Origin of the sequence: Paenarthrobacter sp. AMU7 (assembly GCF_041200195.1) — a bacterium.
In the GTDB taxonomy this organism is placed as follows: domain Bacteria; phylum Actinomycetota; class Actinomycetes; order Actinomycetales; family Micrococcaceae; genus Arthrobacter.
The window spans coordinates 1,920,036-1,934,170 of sequence record NZ_CP165735.1; the positions used below are offsets into that span (position 1 = coordinate 1,920,036).

Annotated in this window: 12 protein-coding genes and 1 tRNA gene; 9 read left to right on the top strand and 4 right to left on the bottom strand. The window is 63.0% G+C overall.

Going from position 1 to position 14,135, the window contains the following annotated elements:
* Position 1: 1 nt before the first annotated feature.
* Together der and ABQM86_RS08805 are read left to right on the top strand one after the other, a co-directional pair.
* Positions 2 to 1,552 carry a ribosome biogenesis GTPase Der gene (gene der / locus ABQM86_RS08800; RefSeq protein ID WP_207597094.1) on the top strand — a complete coding sequence of 517 codons (1,551 nt, stop codon included), beginning with the start codon at positions 2 to 4 and terminating at the stop codon, positions 1,550 to 1,552.
* A 141-nt stretch (positions 1,553 to 1,693) separates the two neighbouring features.
* A tRNA-Pro gene (locus ABQM86_RS08805) sits at positions 1,694 to 1,767 on the top strand.
* A gap of 123 nt (positions 1,768 to 1,890) precedes the next feature.
* On the opposite strand, the gene ABQM86_RS08810 is transcribed toward ABQM86_RS08805, so the two are convergent.
* Positions 1,891 to 2,337 carry a MarR family winged helix-turn-helix transcriptional regulator gene (locus ABQM86_RS08810; protein WP_369746411.1) on the bottom strand — a complete coding sequence of 149 codons (447 nt, stop codon included), beginning with the start codon at positions 2,335 to 2,337 and terminating at the stop codon, positions 1,891 to 1,893.
* Between the two features lie 170 nt (positions 2,338 to 2,507).
* On the opposite strand from ABQM86_RS08810, the gene ABQM86_RS08815 reads away from it, so the two are divergent.
* Positions 2,508 to 3,716 carry an MFS transporter gene (locus ABQM86_RS08815; RefSeq protein ID WP_369746412.1) on the top strand — a complete coding sequence of 403 codons (1,209 nt, stop codon included), beginning with the start codon at positions 2,508 to 2,510 and terminating at the stop codon, positions 3,714 to 3,716.
* 69 nt (positions 3,717 to 3,785) lie between these two features.
* Here the strand turns inward: ABQM86_RS08815 and ABQM86_RS08820 are convergent, their stop codons facing one another.
* Positions 3,786 to 4,367, bottom strand: coding sequence for a hypothetical protein (locus ABQM86_RS08820; protein ID WP_280627699.1), 582 nt, complete (start codon positions 4,365 to 4,367; stop codon positions 3,786 to 3,788).
* Between the two features lie 116 nt (positions 4,368 to 4,483).
* On the opposite strand from ABQM86_RS08820, the gene gcvH reads away from it, so the two are divergent.
* The 5 genes from gcvH (at position 4,484) to ABQM86_RS08845 (ending at position 7,554) form a co-directional block, all read left to right on the top strand.
* Positions 4,484 to 4,870: a glycine cleavage system protein GcvH gene (gene gcvH, locus ABQM86_RS08825; RefSeq protein ID WP_089594478.1), complete on the top strand. Its 387-nt coding sequence runs from the start codon at positions 4,484 to 4,486 to the stop codon at positions 4,868 to 4,870.
* Between the two features lie 138 nt (positions 4,871 to 5,008).
* Positions 5,009 to 5,485 carry an FHA domain-containing protein gene (locus ABQM86_RS08830; RefSeq protein ID WP_089594479.1) on the top strand — a complete coding sequence of 159 codons (477 nt, stop codon included), beginning with the start codon at positions 5,009 to 5,011 and terminating at the stop codon, positions 5,483 to 5,485.
* A gap of 20 nt (positions 5,486 to 5,505) precedes the next feature.
* Entirely contained in the window at positions 5,506 to 6,222 is a 717-nt protein-coding gene (locus ABQM86_RS08835; protein ID WP_207597530.1) for a MerR family transcriptional regulator, read from the top strand.
* Positions 6,222 to 6,725 carry a bifunctional nuclease family protein gene (locus ABQM86_RS08840; protein ID WP_026548570.1) on the top strand — a complete coding sequence of 168 codons (504 nt, stop codon included), beginning with the start codon at positions 6,222 to 6,224 and terminating at the stop codon, positions 6,723 to 6,725. Before ABQM86_RS08835 ends, ABQM86_RS08840 begins: the two co-directional genes overlap by 1 nt.
* Before the next feature lie 235 nt (positions 6,726 to 6,960).
* The gene (locus ABQM86_RS08845) at positions 6,961 to 7,554 is read left to right on the top strand and encodes a MerR family transcriptional regulator (RefSeq protein ID WP_026542483.1); all 594 of its coding nucleotides are present in this window, start codon (positions 6,961 to 6,963) and stop codon (positions 7,552 to 7,554) included.
* Between the two features lie 152 nt (positions 7,555 to 7,706).
* Here ABQM86_RS08845 and ABQM86_RS08850 read toward each other — a convergent pair whose 3' ends face one another.
* A complete protein-coding gene (locus ABQM86_RS08850; RefSeq protein ID WP_207597098.1) occupies positions 7,707 to 8,516 on the bottom strand; it encodes a ParA family protein in 810 nt (269 codons plus the stop codon).
* Between the two features lie 301 nt (positions 8,517 to 8,817).
* On the opposite strand from ABQM86_RS08850, the gene ABQM86_RS08855 reads away from it, so the two are divergent.
* On the top strand, positions 8,818 to 12,213 hold the full coding sequence (locus ABQM86_RS08855; protein ID WP_369746413.1) for a pyruvate carboxylase: 3,396 nt from the start codon (positions 8,818 to 8,820) through the stop codon (positions 12,211 to 12,213).
* Between the two features lie 62 nt (positions 12,214 to 12,275).
* On the opposite strand, the gene ABQM86_RS08860 is transcribed toward ABQM86_RS08855, so the two are convergent.
* The gene (locus ABQM86_RS08860) at positions 12,276 to 14,087 is read right to left on the bottom strand and encodes a long-chain fatty acid--CoA ligase (RefSeq protein WP_280627700.1); all 1,812 of its coding nucleotides are present in this window, start codon (positions 14,085 to 14,087) and stop codon (positions 12,276 to 12,278) included.
* Positions 14,088 to 14,135: the final 48 nt, after the last annotated feature.

Below are 14,135 nucleotides of genomic sequence, written 5' to 3' on the forward strand. Positions count from 1 at the left end.
AATGAGCGATACGACTCAAAAATCCGGCCTCCACGGAGCCGGCGACGACGAATACACGCCCACCGGCACCGACCAGGTGGCTGAAAACCTGGCTGCCCTGGACGATGACGAGGCCGAGCTCCGCGCGGCCACCCTGCGTGCCGGCCTGGACGACTACGAGCTCGATGACGAAGATGCCGCACTTCTCAGCGGCGAATACGGCGACGAAGGCGACGAAGGTCCCCTCAAGCTGGACCCCGTCTTGGCCATCATCGGCCGCCCGAACGTGGGCAAATCCACGTTGGTCAACCGCATCCTGGGCCGCCGCGAAGCCGTGGTTGAGGACACCCCGGGCGTTACCCGCGACCGCGTCATGTACTCGGCGCGCTGGAATGGCCGCAACTTCACCTTGGTTGATACCGGTGGATGGGAGCACGATGCCAAGGGCATCCACGCCCGCGTAGCCGAGCAGGCCGAGATGGCCGTTGAGCTTGCAGACGCCGTCCTCTTTGTGGTGGATTCCGCCGTTGGTGCCACGGCCACGGACGAGGGTGTCATGAAGATGCTCCGCAAGAGCAAGAAGCCGGTCATCATGGTGGCCAACAAAGTGGACGACTTCGCACAGGAAGCTGACTCGGCAACGCTGTGGGGCTTGGGCTTCGGCGAACCGTACCCGGTATCGGCACTGCACGGACGTGGCGTTGCCGACCTCCTGGACCACGTCATGGATACCCTTCCCGAGTTCTCCCTGGTGGAAGGCGTTGAGCGCTCCGGCGGTCCGCGCCGTATCGCCTTGATCGGACGCCCGAATGTTGGCAAGTCCTCGCTGCTGAACAAGCTTGCAGGCTCTGAGCGCGTCGTGGTTGATCCGCTGGCCGGGACCACGCGTGACCCTGTCGACGAATTCATCGAACTTGGCGACCGTACCTGGCGCTTCGTGGACACCGCAGGTATCCGCCGCCGCCAGCACATGGCCCAGGGCGCCGATTTCTACGCTTCCCTGCGGACGCAGGCCGCGCTCGAAAAGGCGGAGGTCGCCGTCGTGCTTCTTGCCGTCGATGAAGTCCTCAGTGAGCAGGACGTGCGTATCCTCCAGCTGGCCATTGAATCCGGCCGTGCACTGGTCCTCGCCTTCAACAAGTGGGACCTGCTGGACGACGAACGCCGCCGCTACCTGGAGCGCGAAATCGAGCAGGACCTGGCGCACGTTGAGTGGGCGCCCCGCGTCAACATCTCCGCCAAGACAGGCTGGCACAAGGACCGCCTGGTTCCTGCCCTGGACATCGCACTGGAGAGCTGGGACCGCCGCATCCCCACGGGTCGCCTCAACGCGTTCCTGGGCGAGCTCGTCGCTGCGCACCCGCACCCGGTCCGTGGTGGAAAGCAGCCCCGCATTCTCTTCGGCACCCAGGCTTCCAGCCGTCCGCCGAAGTTTGTGCTGTTCACCACCGGGTTCCTGGATCCCGGATACCGTCGCTTCATCACGCGTCGCCTCCGCGAAACGTTCGGCTTCGAGGGTACGCCCATCGAGGTCAACATGCGCGTCCGCGAGAAGCGTGGCAAGAAGCGCTAAGTGAGACGGGCATCACAGCCGAGTTTGGCTGTGATGGCGTCTCCGACCTCCAACTTCGTGTAAGCTTTTGGAGGTGGTTCGGCCGGACTGCTTAGGTGGGACTCTTCGGAGGATAACCTGGGCGGAGAACGGTGGAACCAGCGGGCTGTAGCGCAGCTTGGTAGCGCACTTGACTGGGGGTCAAGGGGTCGCAGGTTCAAATCCTGTCAGCCCGACAATGAAGGACCGGAATCACGCGGAAACGCGGGATTCCGGTCCTTTCTTGTTTCCGGCCCTTCGCTTCACCTTGCGTCAGCGTCGGGTTGCGTCGGGTGAAGCGAAGGATGACGGGGGTAGGGCTAAACCCTCTGCAGCGCGCCGAGTGCCCGCACCAACGGTTCAAGCTCCGGCACGGAGGCGGCGGCCTCAAGGGCGGAGGCCAGCGTCTCGTCGTGGACCGGCTTGGCCGACTCCAAGAGTTCTTGTCCGCTGTTGGTGAGCTCGGTGTAGATGCCGCGACGGTCGTCGGCGCACAGGATGCGCGTGAGCAGGCCGCGGTCCTCCAAGCGGTTGACCAGGCGGGTGGTAGCGCTGCTGGACAGGGCCGTGGCGCGGGCCAGTTGCTGCATCCGCATATGCCAGCCGTCCTGACGGCTCAGGGCATCCAGCACCGTGTACTCCACTACCGACAGGTCACTTGAGGCCTGGAGCGCCTTCTCCAGTTCCCCTTCGATGCTTCCGTGCAGGGCGGCAAGGGTCCGCCAACCCTGCGCCCGAACTTCTACGGCGTCATCCTTGATGCCCATGTTTGCTGTGCTCCTGACTTGATGTCGTGTAGATCGGGACGCCGGAAACTAGTTGCTTGCGCAAGTACCTAGCGTGTGCAACTATATATAAAGCGTCTGCAACTATTATTCTACGGTTCCCGGAGGCGCAGTTCCACTTTCCCTGGGAGCCACCACATAAGGAGCTTCACATGCCCGCAGGGTTAATTGCCCTTGCCCTCGGCGGATTCGGCATCGGACTGACAGAATTCGTGATCATGGGTCTCTTGCCCGAGGTTGCCGCCGACTTCCAGGTCAGCGAGGCTGCAGCCGGCTGGTTCATCTCCGGCTATGCCCTGAGCGTTACGGTTGGCGCACTGCTGGTCACGGCGGCCGTGACCCGGCTTCCGCGGAAGCCTGTTCTGGTGGGCTTGCTCGTCCTGTTCATTGCGGGCAACTTCCTGTCCGCCATCGCGGACAGCTACACGGCAATGCTCGTAGGCCGCATTGTCGCCGCACTGTGCCACGGTGCCTTCTTCGGCATCGGCTCGGTAGTGGCGGCCAGCCTGGTTCCGGCGCACAAGAAGGCCGGTGCCATTGCCATCATGTTCACGGGCCTCACCGCCGCGAACGTCCTGGGCGTGCCTTTCGGAACCCTGCTGGGCCAGAACTTCGGCTGGCGCTCCACGTTCTGGGCGATCACTATCATTGGCGTGATCGCCTTGGTGGGCATCGCGCTCATGGTCCCCAAGGCCGGCACCGAACCGACCAAGGGCCTGCGCAGTGAGCTTGGAGCCTTCCGGTCCGGCCAGGTCTGGCTTTCCATCATTGTGACCATCCTCGGCTTCGGTGGCATGTTCGGCGCCTTTACCTACATCGCCTTTACATTGACTGAGGTATCCGGCTTCAATTCCGGAGCCGTACCCTGGCTCCTGGTGCTCTTCGGCGGCGGCTTGTTCGTTGGCAACGTCCTGGGCGGCAAGGCTGCCGACAGAGCATTGGACAAATCCCTCGTCGTCATCCTCGCCGGGCTCGTCGCAGTGTTGGTCTTCTTCGCCCTCACCGCGTCCAGCAGCATCGCAACGCTGGTTTCGCTGGCGCTCATGGGTGGTTTCGGCTTCGCGACGGTCCCCGGCCTCCAGATGCGCGTGATGCACTTTGCCTCCACGGCCCCAACGCTGGCGTCCGGCGCAAACATCGGTGCCTTCAACCTGGGTAACGCTCTCGGAGCTTGGCTGGGCGGCGTGACCATCACCGCTGGCCTCGGCTACACCTCGCCCATTTGGGCCGGTGCCGGCATTACCGTCGCTGCGCTGCTGGTCATGGTCATTGCTGCCGCTGCCGCAAAGCGCGGGGGAGCCGCAACAATTGCTGCCACGCCCGACGGCGAACGCGAGCCACGCGGGGCTACCGTCGCCTGAGGTGTCCCATCGGCAAAAGAAGCCCGCCACGGATTGTTCCGTGGCGGGCTTCGTGTTCTGTGGGGTGGCCTAGGCGCTTGGCGTGGGTCCCTGCGTCTCCGCTGCTGCGCTTTTCGCCGCCTTGACGCGCTGGTTTTCCGCCTGCTTCAGCGCTTTCATTTGTTTGCCCCGCCGGCGCCAAAGAGCCCACAGGACTGTGACGGCGATGAAGACCACGACTGCCGCAATGGCAGACACGGCCGTCCAGGTTGTAAAGAAGCCGGCGTCCACGCTCAGCGTCCGCTGGCCTGCGTGGGCTGATTCCGAGGTTCCAAAGGCAATGCCGGCCGTCAGGAGGTTCGGGGTGGCGATGGCAACTGCCGCCAGGAGAATGACGATCTTCCACGGCCAGGCGACTGCCTTGCGGGTGGCTTGCCAGGCCACAAGGAGGGGAACGAAGGTGAAGACGAAACCGTAGAACATGCCCACCAGGACACTGGCTCCGAGATCCCGCTTGATCTGGCCGGCAATGACATCGGACCACCAGCGGGGGAGAATGGCCCCCAGAATAAAGTAGGCGGCTACAGCGACAAGCAATGCCACCAGTATCAGGATTATTTTGACGCCCCAATTGCGCTTTTTCCGAGCTGGTACTTGTGCTTGTTCAGTCATGGGTCAATCATGGCAGAGACCCCCTTGGGCGCAGGGAAATGTGCCTATACTTTCAGCGGTGGCCACCAGCACAGGCCGCCGTCGAGGTTCGTCATTGTCCCGATGAAAGGCCACCCGTGAGCAATATTCCAGAAGATCTTTCCTATACCGCGGAGCACGAATGGGTTACCGCTCCCGATGCCGAAGGCGTTGTGCGGATTGGTATTACCGACTTTGCGCAGGATGCCCTGGGCGACGTCGTTTACGCCCAGATGCCTGAGCCCGGGACAAAAGTCACCGGCAATGAGGTGGTGGGGGAAGTTGAGTCCACCAAGAGCGTCAGCGACATCTATGCTCCCGTGAGCGGCGAGGTCATTAATCGCAATGACGCGTTGGACACCGATCCTGCGCTGATTAACTCGGATCCTTACGGTGAAGGGTGGCTCATTGAGGTCAAGCTCGCAGAAGCAGATGCAGTGGATTCCCTGCTCAGTGCATCAGAGTACGAACAACAGGTAGGCTAAAGTTATCTGGCCCGCCAGGCTGAATTTCCTTAGCGGGAAAAGCGCGACGGCGGGCCAGCAACCGATTTGCCCGGCGGTACCGGGATGCGGAAGTGGCTGGCAGGTTTTTGAACTGCCGGCAGATGAGGAGGAAATTCCATGGTTGGCGGCGAACAGAATCAAGCCAATGTCGGGAACGGCGCGGAGGAACAGCCTACGTCGGAGACCACCTCCATCAGCATCACGCCAACGTGGGACGAGCCAAGCATCGCCCCCAAGCTGGCCCCTGAAGAGCGCGCATCCGTGGAAGCACTACCGCCCAACTCGGCCTTGCTTATTGCCCACAGCGGGCCCAACGCCGGAGCGCGGTTCCTTTTGGATGCGGACACCACCACTGCGGGCCGGCACCCGGACGCAGACATCTTCCTGGATGACGTCACGGTGTCCCGCAAGCACGTCCAGTTCCTTCGCACGGCATCGGGCTTCGAACTGGTGGACATGGGCAGCCTCAACGGAACATATGTCAACCACGACCGCGTTGACCGTGTGCACCTGAAGAGCGGCAACGAGGTGCAGATCGGCAAGTTCCGGTTGACCTACTACCTGAGCCCTGTCCGCGCAGCAGGCCAAGTCTGACGGGGTACCTGCCTGTGGCTATCGCCCAGCCGGACCGCCGAGGACCGCAGGTCCTGAACATTGGGGAAGTCCTTGCCCAGCTGAGTGACGACTTCCCTGGCATGACTGCGTCCAAAATCCGGTTCCTGGAGGAAAAGGGGCTCATCAACCCCAAGCGGACCGCTGCAGGCTACCGGCAGTATGCGGACGGTGACGTCGAGCGCCTCCGTTTCGTCCTCGCGCTGCAGCGCGACCAGTACCTTCCGCTGAAAGTCATTAAGGACTACCTGGACGCCATTGATCGCGGTGAGCGCCCGGAAAATCTGCCACCCGGCGTGACAGTGGCGCCCCAAGCTGTTTCGGCCGGAATGGCTGCCGAGAGGCAAGGACGGGCGAGGGCACTGACCGAGGAGCAGTTGCGCTCTGAGTCGGGAGCGAGCGTGCCGTTGCTTGAATCACTGCTGAGCTTCGGGCTTATCAGCCACGTCGGCGGGCGGTTCGACGAGCACGCCCTTCAAGTGGCGCGGGCCTGCGTGCAGTTGGAAGGGCACGGCCTCGAACCGAGGCACCTTCGTCCATTCCAGGCCGCGGCAGACCGTGAGTTCGGTTTGGTGGAACGGGCCGTAGCGCCTCTGACGTCCCGCCGCGACGCCGCGTCCCAAGCCCGCGCAGCAGAAGCTGCCCGCGAGATCAGTGAGCTCTGCCTCACCCTTCACAGGGCGCTCGTCCATGATCGCATCTCCCGGATGGACAGCTGATGATCGAAGTCGAAATCGTAGGCGTGCGCATAGAGTTGCCGTCCAACCAGCCCTTGGTGCTTCTTCGCGAACTCAATGGCGAACGGCATGTACCTATCTGGATCGGCACCCCGGAGGCCAGCGCCATTGCTTTGGCCCAGCAGGGAGTGGTTCCGCCCCGGCCCATGACGCACGACCTCTTGGTGGACGTTGTTGAATCGCTGGGGCACTCCATCATCAGCGTCAACATCGTTGCTGTTGAGGACAACATCTTTTACGGGCAACTGCAGTTCGACGACGGCACCGTGGTCAGTTCCCGGGCTTCGGACGCGCTGGCGCTGGCGCTCCGGGCCAAGTGCCGCATTTGGTGCGCTGATGCCGTGATGGAAGAAGCCGGTGTCCGGATCACGGAACACGACGAAGGTGAAGACTCCGAGCCGGATCCCAGCGTGGACGAAGAACGCGAAATGCGCCGCTTCCGGGAGTTTTTGGACGACGTGGAACCCGAAGACTTCGAGGGCTGAGGGACCTTAAGCCTAAAGTTGAGGGTGAAAGTTTCGACACGACCGGAAATTGGGGCCAAGGTCTTTGACCTCGGCCCCCGACGGGCCTAACGTCGAAGATATCAAGTTCCCGTTGCATACACTGCCTGCGCAAGTCACACTGGAAGGTGCGGACTTGTGGGAATTACACTGCTGCATTTCAGCGTTGTGCCAGGGTATGCACCGTCCCCAAGGGAACTGAGAACAAGGAGGTCACGTGAGTCCGAAAGGCGAAGCAGGCGAGCTGAAGCAGGCCTCGACCGGCATTGCTGCGCCCGCATCCGGCGCCCAAGGTTTACTCTTCACAGAGGACCTTCCTGTGCTGGACGAGGACGCGGGCTACCGCGGTCCCACTGCATGCAAAGCCGCAGGCATCACGTACCGCCAACTCGATTACTGGGCCCGTACGGGCCTGGTGGAGCCGGCCGTACGCGGGGCGGCAGGATCCGGGTCCCAGCGGCTCTACGGATTCCGCGACATCCTGGTTCTCAAAGTGGTCAAGCGGCTCCTTGATACAGGTGTGTCCCTGCAGCAGATCCGAACCGCTGTGGAGCACCTCCGCGAGAGGGGTGTTGAGGACCTTGCGCAAATTACCCTGATGAGCGACGGTGCGAGCGTATATGAATGTACCTCTGCGGACGAAGTCATTGACCTCGTCCAAGGCGGACAGGGCGTCTTCGGCATAGCCGTTGGACGCGTATGGCGGGAAGTAGAGGGAAGCCTGGCCGCTCTTCCGAGTGAACACGCCGTGGAGCAGTCCTTTCCCGACGACGAATTGAGCAAGCGGCGAGTGGCCCGCCGCATTGGCTGAACCCTGCCGCATTGATTGACTGGACCGCACGACCCGGTCTTAAACCACAGAAAGCCTCTTCCCCTTGGGGAGGAGGCTTTCCTTGTCGATACCAGGTTTGCTGTGGTTCCCGCTCTGCTGTTTGCTCCAGCCCCTGTGCGAGGCTGCATCACCTAGCGCTGGCGGCGGTCCCGCAGGGATGGTTGTCCCGCCAGGAGGCTCTCCAGGAGCGCATCGAACAGCTTGGCGGAGTTCTTGGCCGAATCCCCGGGCCAGTGGTGCACAGAGTGGGCTGCACCCTGGATCTGCTGCCAATTTGCCTGTTCCGGAATGTGGGGAGTCAGCAGCAAGTCACCGAACATTGATTCCATTTCAGCCAGGCGGAAGGTGTGTTCTGCGGAGCCTGTACGAACCCGGTTGGCAACGATGCCGGCCGGAGCCAGGTTGGGAGCGAACTCCTGCCGGAAGAGTTGAATGGCCCTCATGGTGCGTTCAGTGCCGGCTACGGAGAACAGCCCGGGCTCAGCCACAAGGACCACCCGGTCACTGGCGCTCCACGCCATGCGCGTCAACCCGTTGAGGGACGGTGGGCAGTCCACCAGCACGAGTTCATAAGCTGTGGTGCCGGCCAGTACTGCTGACAGCCTTCGGAGGTCGCGCCGTCCCAAGTCCGGGCGATCGTAGATTCCGGTGAACGCCGAACCTACTGCGACATCCAGGGTGCCGTCGCTTGATCCGTTGGAGACCCAGCTGCTGCCCGCCACGTTTTCCTGGAGCCGGGCCTTCCGGGGGCTTTTCAGCATCCGGCCGATGTCCAGTTGCCCGCCCGGCTGGACACCCAGTGCCGTGGTGGCGTCGGCGTGGGGATCGAGATCGACCACCAGGGTAGGAATGCCGGCGGCGAGGGCCGCGGACGCCAGACCAGTGGTCACGGACGTCTTTCCCACTCCACCTTTGAGGCTGCTGATGCTGACTACTTGCACTTGAAAACCCAAAACCTAACGCCGGTTGCCGTATCGCGCTGATTCGGCTCCGGAAGCGCCGGAGCCGGGGCTTGCCGAAGCCCCCTCAACATCATATGGTGCATCGCGGCTGAATCCCGCTTTCTACGCGCCCGGCCGCGGGAGACGAAGCAGCAATAGCATGCCGTCGGATCGCGCGCACGCATATACAGCCCACATGACGATTCCATTGTGATGGTTGCCACAAAGATTTGTGTTTGATGCTGGCGGCACTACACACTGTGACCACCGACCGATCCACCCGCAATGATGCAGGAGAAGTATGTTTTCGAAAATTCTGGTGGCCAATCGCGGCGAAATCGCGATCAGGGCGTTTCGCGCTGGTTATGAACTGGGCGCCAAGACCGTAGCCGTCTTTCCGCACGAGGACCGTAACTCGATCCACCGGCAGAAGGCCGACGAAGCTTACCTGATCGGCGAGGTGGGCCATCCCGTCCGCGCCTACCTTGACGTGGAGGAGGTTGTCCGCGTCGCCAAGGAAGCCGGCGCAGACGCCATCTACCCCGGCTATGGCTTCCTCTCGGAGAACCCGGACCTCGCCCGTGCTGCCAAGGCAGCCGGAATCACCTTTGTGGGTCCGCCCGCGGAGGTGCTGGAACTCGCCGGCAACAAGGTTGCGGCACTGGAAGCAGCCCGCAAGGCCGGCGTACCTGTCTTGAAGTCGAGCAAGCCGTCCAAGGATCTTGACGAGCTCATTGCGGCAGCGGACGATATTGGGTTCCCCATCTTCGCAAAGGCTGTCGCCGGTGGCGGTGGCCGCGGTATGCGCCGTGTGGAGACGCGCGAAGCCCTCCCCGAGGCCTTGCAGTCCGCCATGCGTGAGGCTGACGCCGCGTTCGGCGATCCCACCATGTTCCTTGAGCAGGCTGTGTTGCGTCCCCGCCACATCGAAGTGCAGATCCTGGCTGACGCCGAGGGCAATGTCATGCACCTCTTCGAACGTGACTGTTCACTGCAGCGGCGCCACCAGAAGGTGGTGGAGATCGCTCCTGCGCCGAACCTGGATGAGAACATCCGCCAGGCGCTCTACCGCGATGCCGTTGCTTTCGCGAAGGCCCTCAACTATGTCAATGCGGGAACCGTGGAATTCCTGGTGGACACCGAGGGTGAGCGCGCCGGGCAGCATGTGTTCATCGAAATGAACCCCCGTATCCAGGTGGAGCACACCGTCACCGAGGAAATCACGGATGTGGACCTCGTACAGGCGCAGATGCGCATCGCTTCGGGTGAGACCCTGGCGGACCTTGGCCTGAGCCAGGAGACCGTTTTCATCAAGGGTGCCGCGCTGCAGTGCCGCATCACCACGGAAGACCCCGCCAACGGGTTCCGTCCGGACGTCGGAAAGATCACGGGTTACCGCTCTGCCGGCGGTGCCGGTGTCAGGCTCGACGGCGGTACCGTTTACTCGGGTGCCGAGATCAGCCCGCACTTTGACTCCATGCTGGTCAAGCTGACCTGCCGTGGCCGGGACTACCCGGCAGCAGTGGCCCGTGCCCGCCGTGGCCTCGCAGAGTTCCGTATTCGCGGCGTGTCCACCAACATCCCCTTCCTGCAGGCTGTCCTTGCGGATCCGGACTTCAACGCCGGCAACGTGGCCACTGACTTCATTGACAAGCGCCCGGAGCTGCTGAAGTCCCACATCTCCGCCGACCGTGGCACCAAGCTGCTCACGTGGTTGGCCGAGGTGACTGTAAACAAGCCGAACGGTGAGCTCACGGTCCACTCAGACCCGGCCAGCAAGCTGCCGGCGATCGAGGGGCCGGTTCCCACCTCAGGTTCGCGCCAGAAGCTGATGGAACTCGGGCCCGAGGGCTTCGCCAAGGCCCTTCGGGAGCAGCAGGCCCTGGCCGTCACGGACACCACCTTCCGTGATGCCCACCAGTCGCTCCTGGCCACCCGCGTCCGCACCCGTGACCTCGTCGCGGCCGGTCCGGCGGTGACGGCCCTGATGCCGGAACTCCTTTCCGTGGAAGCCTGGGGCGGTGCGACGTACGACGTCGCCCTGCGTTTCCTCGGTGAGGACCCCTGGGACCGTCTGGCCGCACTGCGTCAGGCACTTCCCAACACCTGCCTCCAGATGCTGCTCCGCGGACGCAACACCGTGGGCTACACGCCCTACCCTGAGGAAGTGACTGAGGCTTTCGTTAACGAAGCAGCAGCCACCGGCATCGATATCTTCCGCATCTTCGATGCCCTCAACGACGTCAACCAGATGGCACCGGCCATCCGGGCCGTCCGGGCCACCGGCACCGCCGTCGCAGAAGTGGCGCTTTGCTACACGGGCAACCTCCTTGACCCCAATGAGGACCTGTACACCCTTGACTACTACCTGGACCTCGCCCAGAAGATCGTCGACGCCGGTGCCCACATCCTCGCCATCAAGGACATGGCAGGCCTGTTGCGTCCGGCTGCGGCCACAAAGCTGGTGACGGCGTTGCGCGAGCGCTTCGACCTGCCGGTGCATCTCCACACGCACGATACCGCCGGTGGGCAGCTGGCAACCCTCCTCGCTGCCGTTGAAGCCGGCGTGGACGCTGTTGACGTCGCTGCTGCCTCCCTTGCCGGGACCACCAGCCAGCCTGCCGCTTCGGCCTTGGTGGCAGCCTTGGCCAACACCCCGCGGGACACCGGCCTCAGCCTGAAAAATGTGGGCGCCATGGAGCCTTACTGGGAAGCTGTCCGCCGCGTCTACGCGCCCTTCGAGTCAGGTCTGCCGGGCCCCACAGGCCGTGTCTACCAGCACGAAATCCCGGGCGGCCAGCTGTCCAACCTTCGCCAGCAGGCTATTGCCCTGGGGCTGGGGGAGCAGTTCGAAGCCATCGAGGACATGTACACCGCTGCCGACCGCATCCTGGGCCGGCTGGTCAAGGTGACGCCTTCCTCCAAGGTGGTGGGAGACCTCGCCCTGCACCTGGTTGGCTTGAACGCTGATCCGGCGGACTTCAACGAGAACCCGCAGAACTACGACATCCCTGACTCCGTCATCGGCTTCCTGTCCGGCGAACTCGGAGATCCTCCTGGAGGCTGGCCCGAGCCGTTCCGTACCAAGGCACTGCAGGGCCGCAGTGTCAAGGTCCGCGATGTGGATATCAGCGCCGAAGACAGCGCTGCGCTCAAGGGGGATTCCAAGACGCGCCAGCACACGCTGAACCGTTTGCTGTTCGCCGGTCCCACCAAGGACTACCTGAAGAGTGTGGAGACCTACGGCAACATCTCCGTGCTGGACACCCGTGACTACCTCTACGGTTTCCAGCAAGGCTCAGAGCATGTCATCGAGCTGGAAAAGGGCGTCCGCCTCATTGCCCAGCTTGAGGCTGTGTCCGAAGCCGATGAGAAGGGCATGCGCACTGTGATGTGCACGCTCAACGGCCAGTCCCGCCCGGTGGTTGTCCGTGACCGTTCGGTGGTCAGCAACGTCAAGGCAGCAGAGAAGGCCGATCCTGCCCAGCCCGGCCAGGTTGCAGCCCCGTTCGCCGGTGCCGTGACGGTCACGGTCAAGGCGGGCGACGTCGTCAACGCAGGCGATACCGTGGCCACCATTGAGGCGATGAAGATGGAAGCATCCATCACGACGCCGGTAGCCGGCACGGTCTCGCGCCTGGCTATTTCCTCGGTGGAGCAGGTCCAGGGTGGCGACTTGCTGCTGGTGATCAGCTAGCAATCCGCCCATAAAAGTACCCCGTCCGGAAACGTCCGGACGGGGTACTTTTTTGTCGTTTTCTAGGAAGCGCGTGGAGACGAGTACATTTCCTCGATCACGGCGTTGAAGTCCTTCATGACCTGGGCCCGCTTGACCTTGAGGGACGGGGTGAGGTGCCCTGAGGCCTCCGTGAAGTCCGCCGGGACAATCCGGAAAGACTTGATGGCTTCAGCCTGGGACACTGACTGGTTGGCCTTGCTGATGAGTTCCTGCACCGCGGCTTTCACCACCGCATGGTCCGCGGCTTCGCCCAACGACGTGCTGGACGGCAGCCCGTGGCGTTCCAACCATCCTGGGAGGGCTTCCTCATCGAGGGTGACCAGAGCGCCGATGAACGGGCGGTTATCGCCCACCACCAAAACCTGGGAGACCAGCGCATCAGCGCGGATCTGGTCCTCGAGCAACGCGGGAACCACGTTCTTGCCGCCGGCCGTCACGATGATTTCCTTCTTGCGGCCAGTGATCTTGAGGAATCCGTTACTGTCCAACTCGCCAATATCGCCGGTGCGGAACCAGCCGTCGGTGAAGGTCTCTTCCGTGAGGTCTTCGCGCTTGTAGTAACCGCGCATGACGCAGACTCCCTTGGCGAGGATTTCGCCGTCGTCGGCAATCTTGACGGAGTTTCCGGGCAAGGGGGCGCCAACAGTGCCAATCCTGATCATGGAAGGAGTGTTGACGGAGATGGGCGCGGTTGTTTCGGTGAGTCCGTAACCTTCCAGGATCTGCAGGCCGATGCCTTGGAAGAAGTGGCCAAGGCGTTCACCCAGAGGGCCGCCGCCGGACACGGCGTGGGCTACCTGTCCACCCATGGCCGCGCGGAGCTTGCCGTAAACGAGTTTGTCGAACACTGCGTGCTTGATCTTCAGGCCGAGGCCCAGGGAACCTGACTCGCGGGCCTTGGAGTAGGCGATCGCGGTGTCCACGGCGCGGTGGAAGATGGCGCCCTTGCCGCCGTCTTCGGCCTTGGTCAGCGCCGAGTTGTACACCTTCTCGAAGACGCGGGGGACAGCCAGGATGAACGTCGGTTGGAAACTCTGGAGGTCGGCCAGCAGGTTTTTGATGTCCGGGGTATGGGCTACCTGGACGCCGCCGGCCACGGCAAGCACGGAGATGAACCGGGCAAAGACGTGGGCCAGCGGCAGGAACATGATGGTCTTGCCCGACTCATTGATGATTTCGGGAAGGGACGCGCGGGCATTCTCGGAGAGCTCCACGAAGTTGCCGTGGGTCAATTCGCAGCCCTTGGGCCTGCCGGTGGTGCCGGAGGTGTAAATGATGGTGGCGAGATCGGCCAGGCCCGCGGAGGAGCGGCGGGACTCGAGTTCGTCGTCGGGTACGCCTGCACCGGCTGCCCGCAGGGCATCCAGCCCCGCACCCTCAAGCTGCCAGACGTGGGCCACCGAGCTGATGTCCTCGGCTGCCACCGCCTGGCGTATGACGTCCTCGTGGTGTGCGGCTTCGCCGAAGGCTGCCACCGCACCAGAGTCACCCAGGTTCCACGCCACCTGGGAAGGAGAAGACGTTTCATAGATCGGGACCGAGACTGCACCGGCGAACCAGATGGCGAAGTCCACCAACGACCATTCGTACCGGGTCCGGGACATAATGCCCACCCGGTCGCCGGTGGCGACGCCGCTGGCAATCAGGCCCTTTGCCAGGGCCCTGACATCAGCGAGGAAGTCCTTGGCCCGGATGTCCTGCCACTGCCCATTGCTGTCCAGCTTGGAGAACAACGCTGGGTTTGACGCCTTTTCGGCTTCCCGGATCACGAAGTCCGTGATGTTGGTTTCCGGGGCGATATTGACGAGGGGAGGAACACTGATTTCACGCACGGTAGCTCCTTTGATATCCACGGGCCACGAGGGGCTGCTTTCACTCTA

What these genes read in the sequence shown, in the direction of transcription:
- der (WP_207597094.1), top strand. Translation starts at nt 2, where the DNA reads ATGAGCGATACGACTCAAAAATCCGGCCTCCACGGAGCCGGCGACGAC.
- ABQM86_RS08810 (WP_369746411.1), bottom strand. Translation starts at nt 2,337, where the DNA reads ATGGGCATCAAGGATGACGCCGTAGAAGTTCGGGCGCAGGGTTGGCGG.
- ABQM86_RS08815 (WP_369746412.1), top strand. Translation starts at nt 2,508, where the DNA reads ATGCCCGCAGGGTTAATTGCCCTTGCCCTCGGCGGATTCGGCATCGGA.
- ABQM86_RS08820 (WP_280627699.1), bottom strand. Translation starts at nt 4,367, where the DNA reads ATGACTGAACAAGCACAAGTACCAGCTCGGAAAAAGCGCAATTGGGGC.
- ABQM86_RS08830 (WP_089594479.1), top strand. Translation starts at nt 5,009, where the DNA reads ATGGTTGGCGGCGAACAGAATCAAGCCAATGTCGGGAACGGCGCGGAG.
- ABQM86_RS08840 (WP_026548570.1), top strand. Translation starts at nt 6,222, where the DNA reads ATGATCGAAGTCGAAATCGTAGGCGTGCGCATAGAGTTGCCGTCCAAC.
- ABQM86_RS08855 (WP_369746413.1), top strand. Translation starts at nt 8,818, where the DNA reads ATGTTTTCGAAAATTCTGGTGGCCAATCGCGGCGAAATCGCGATCAGG.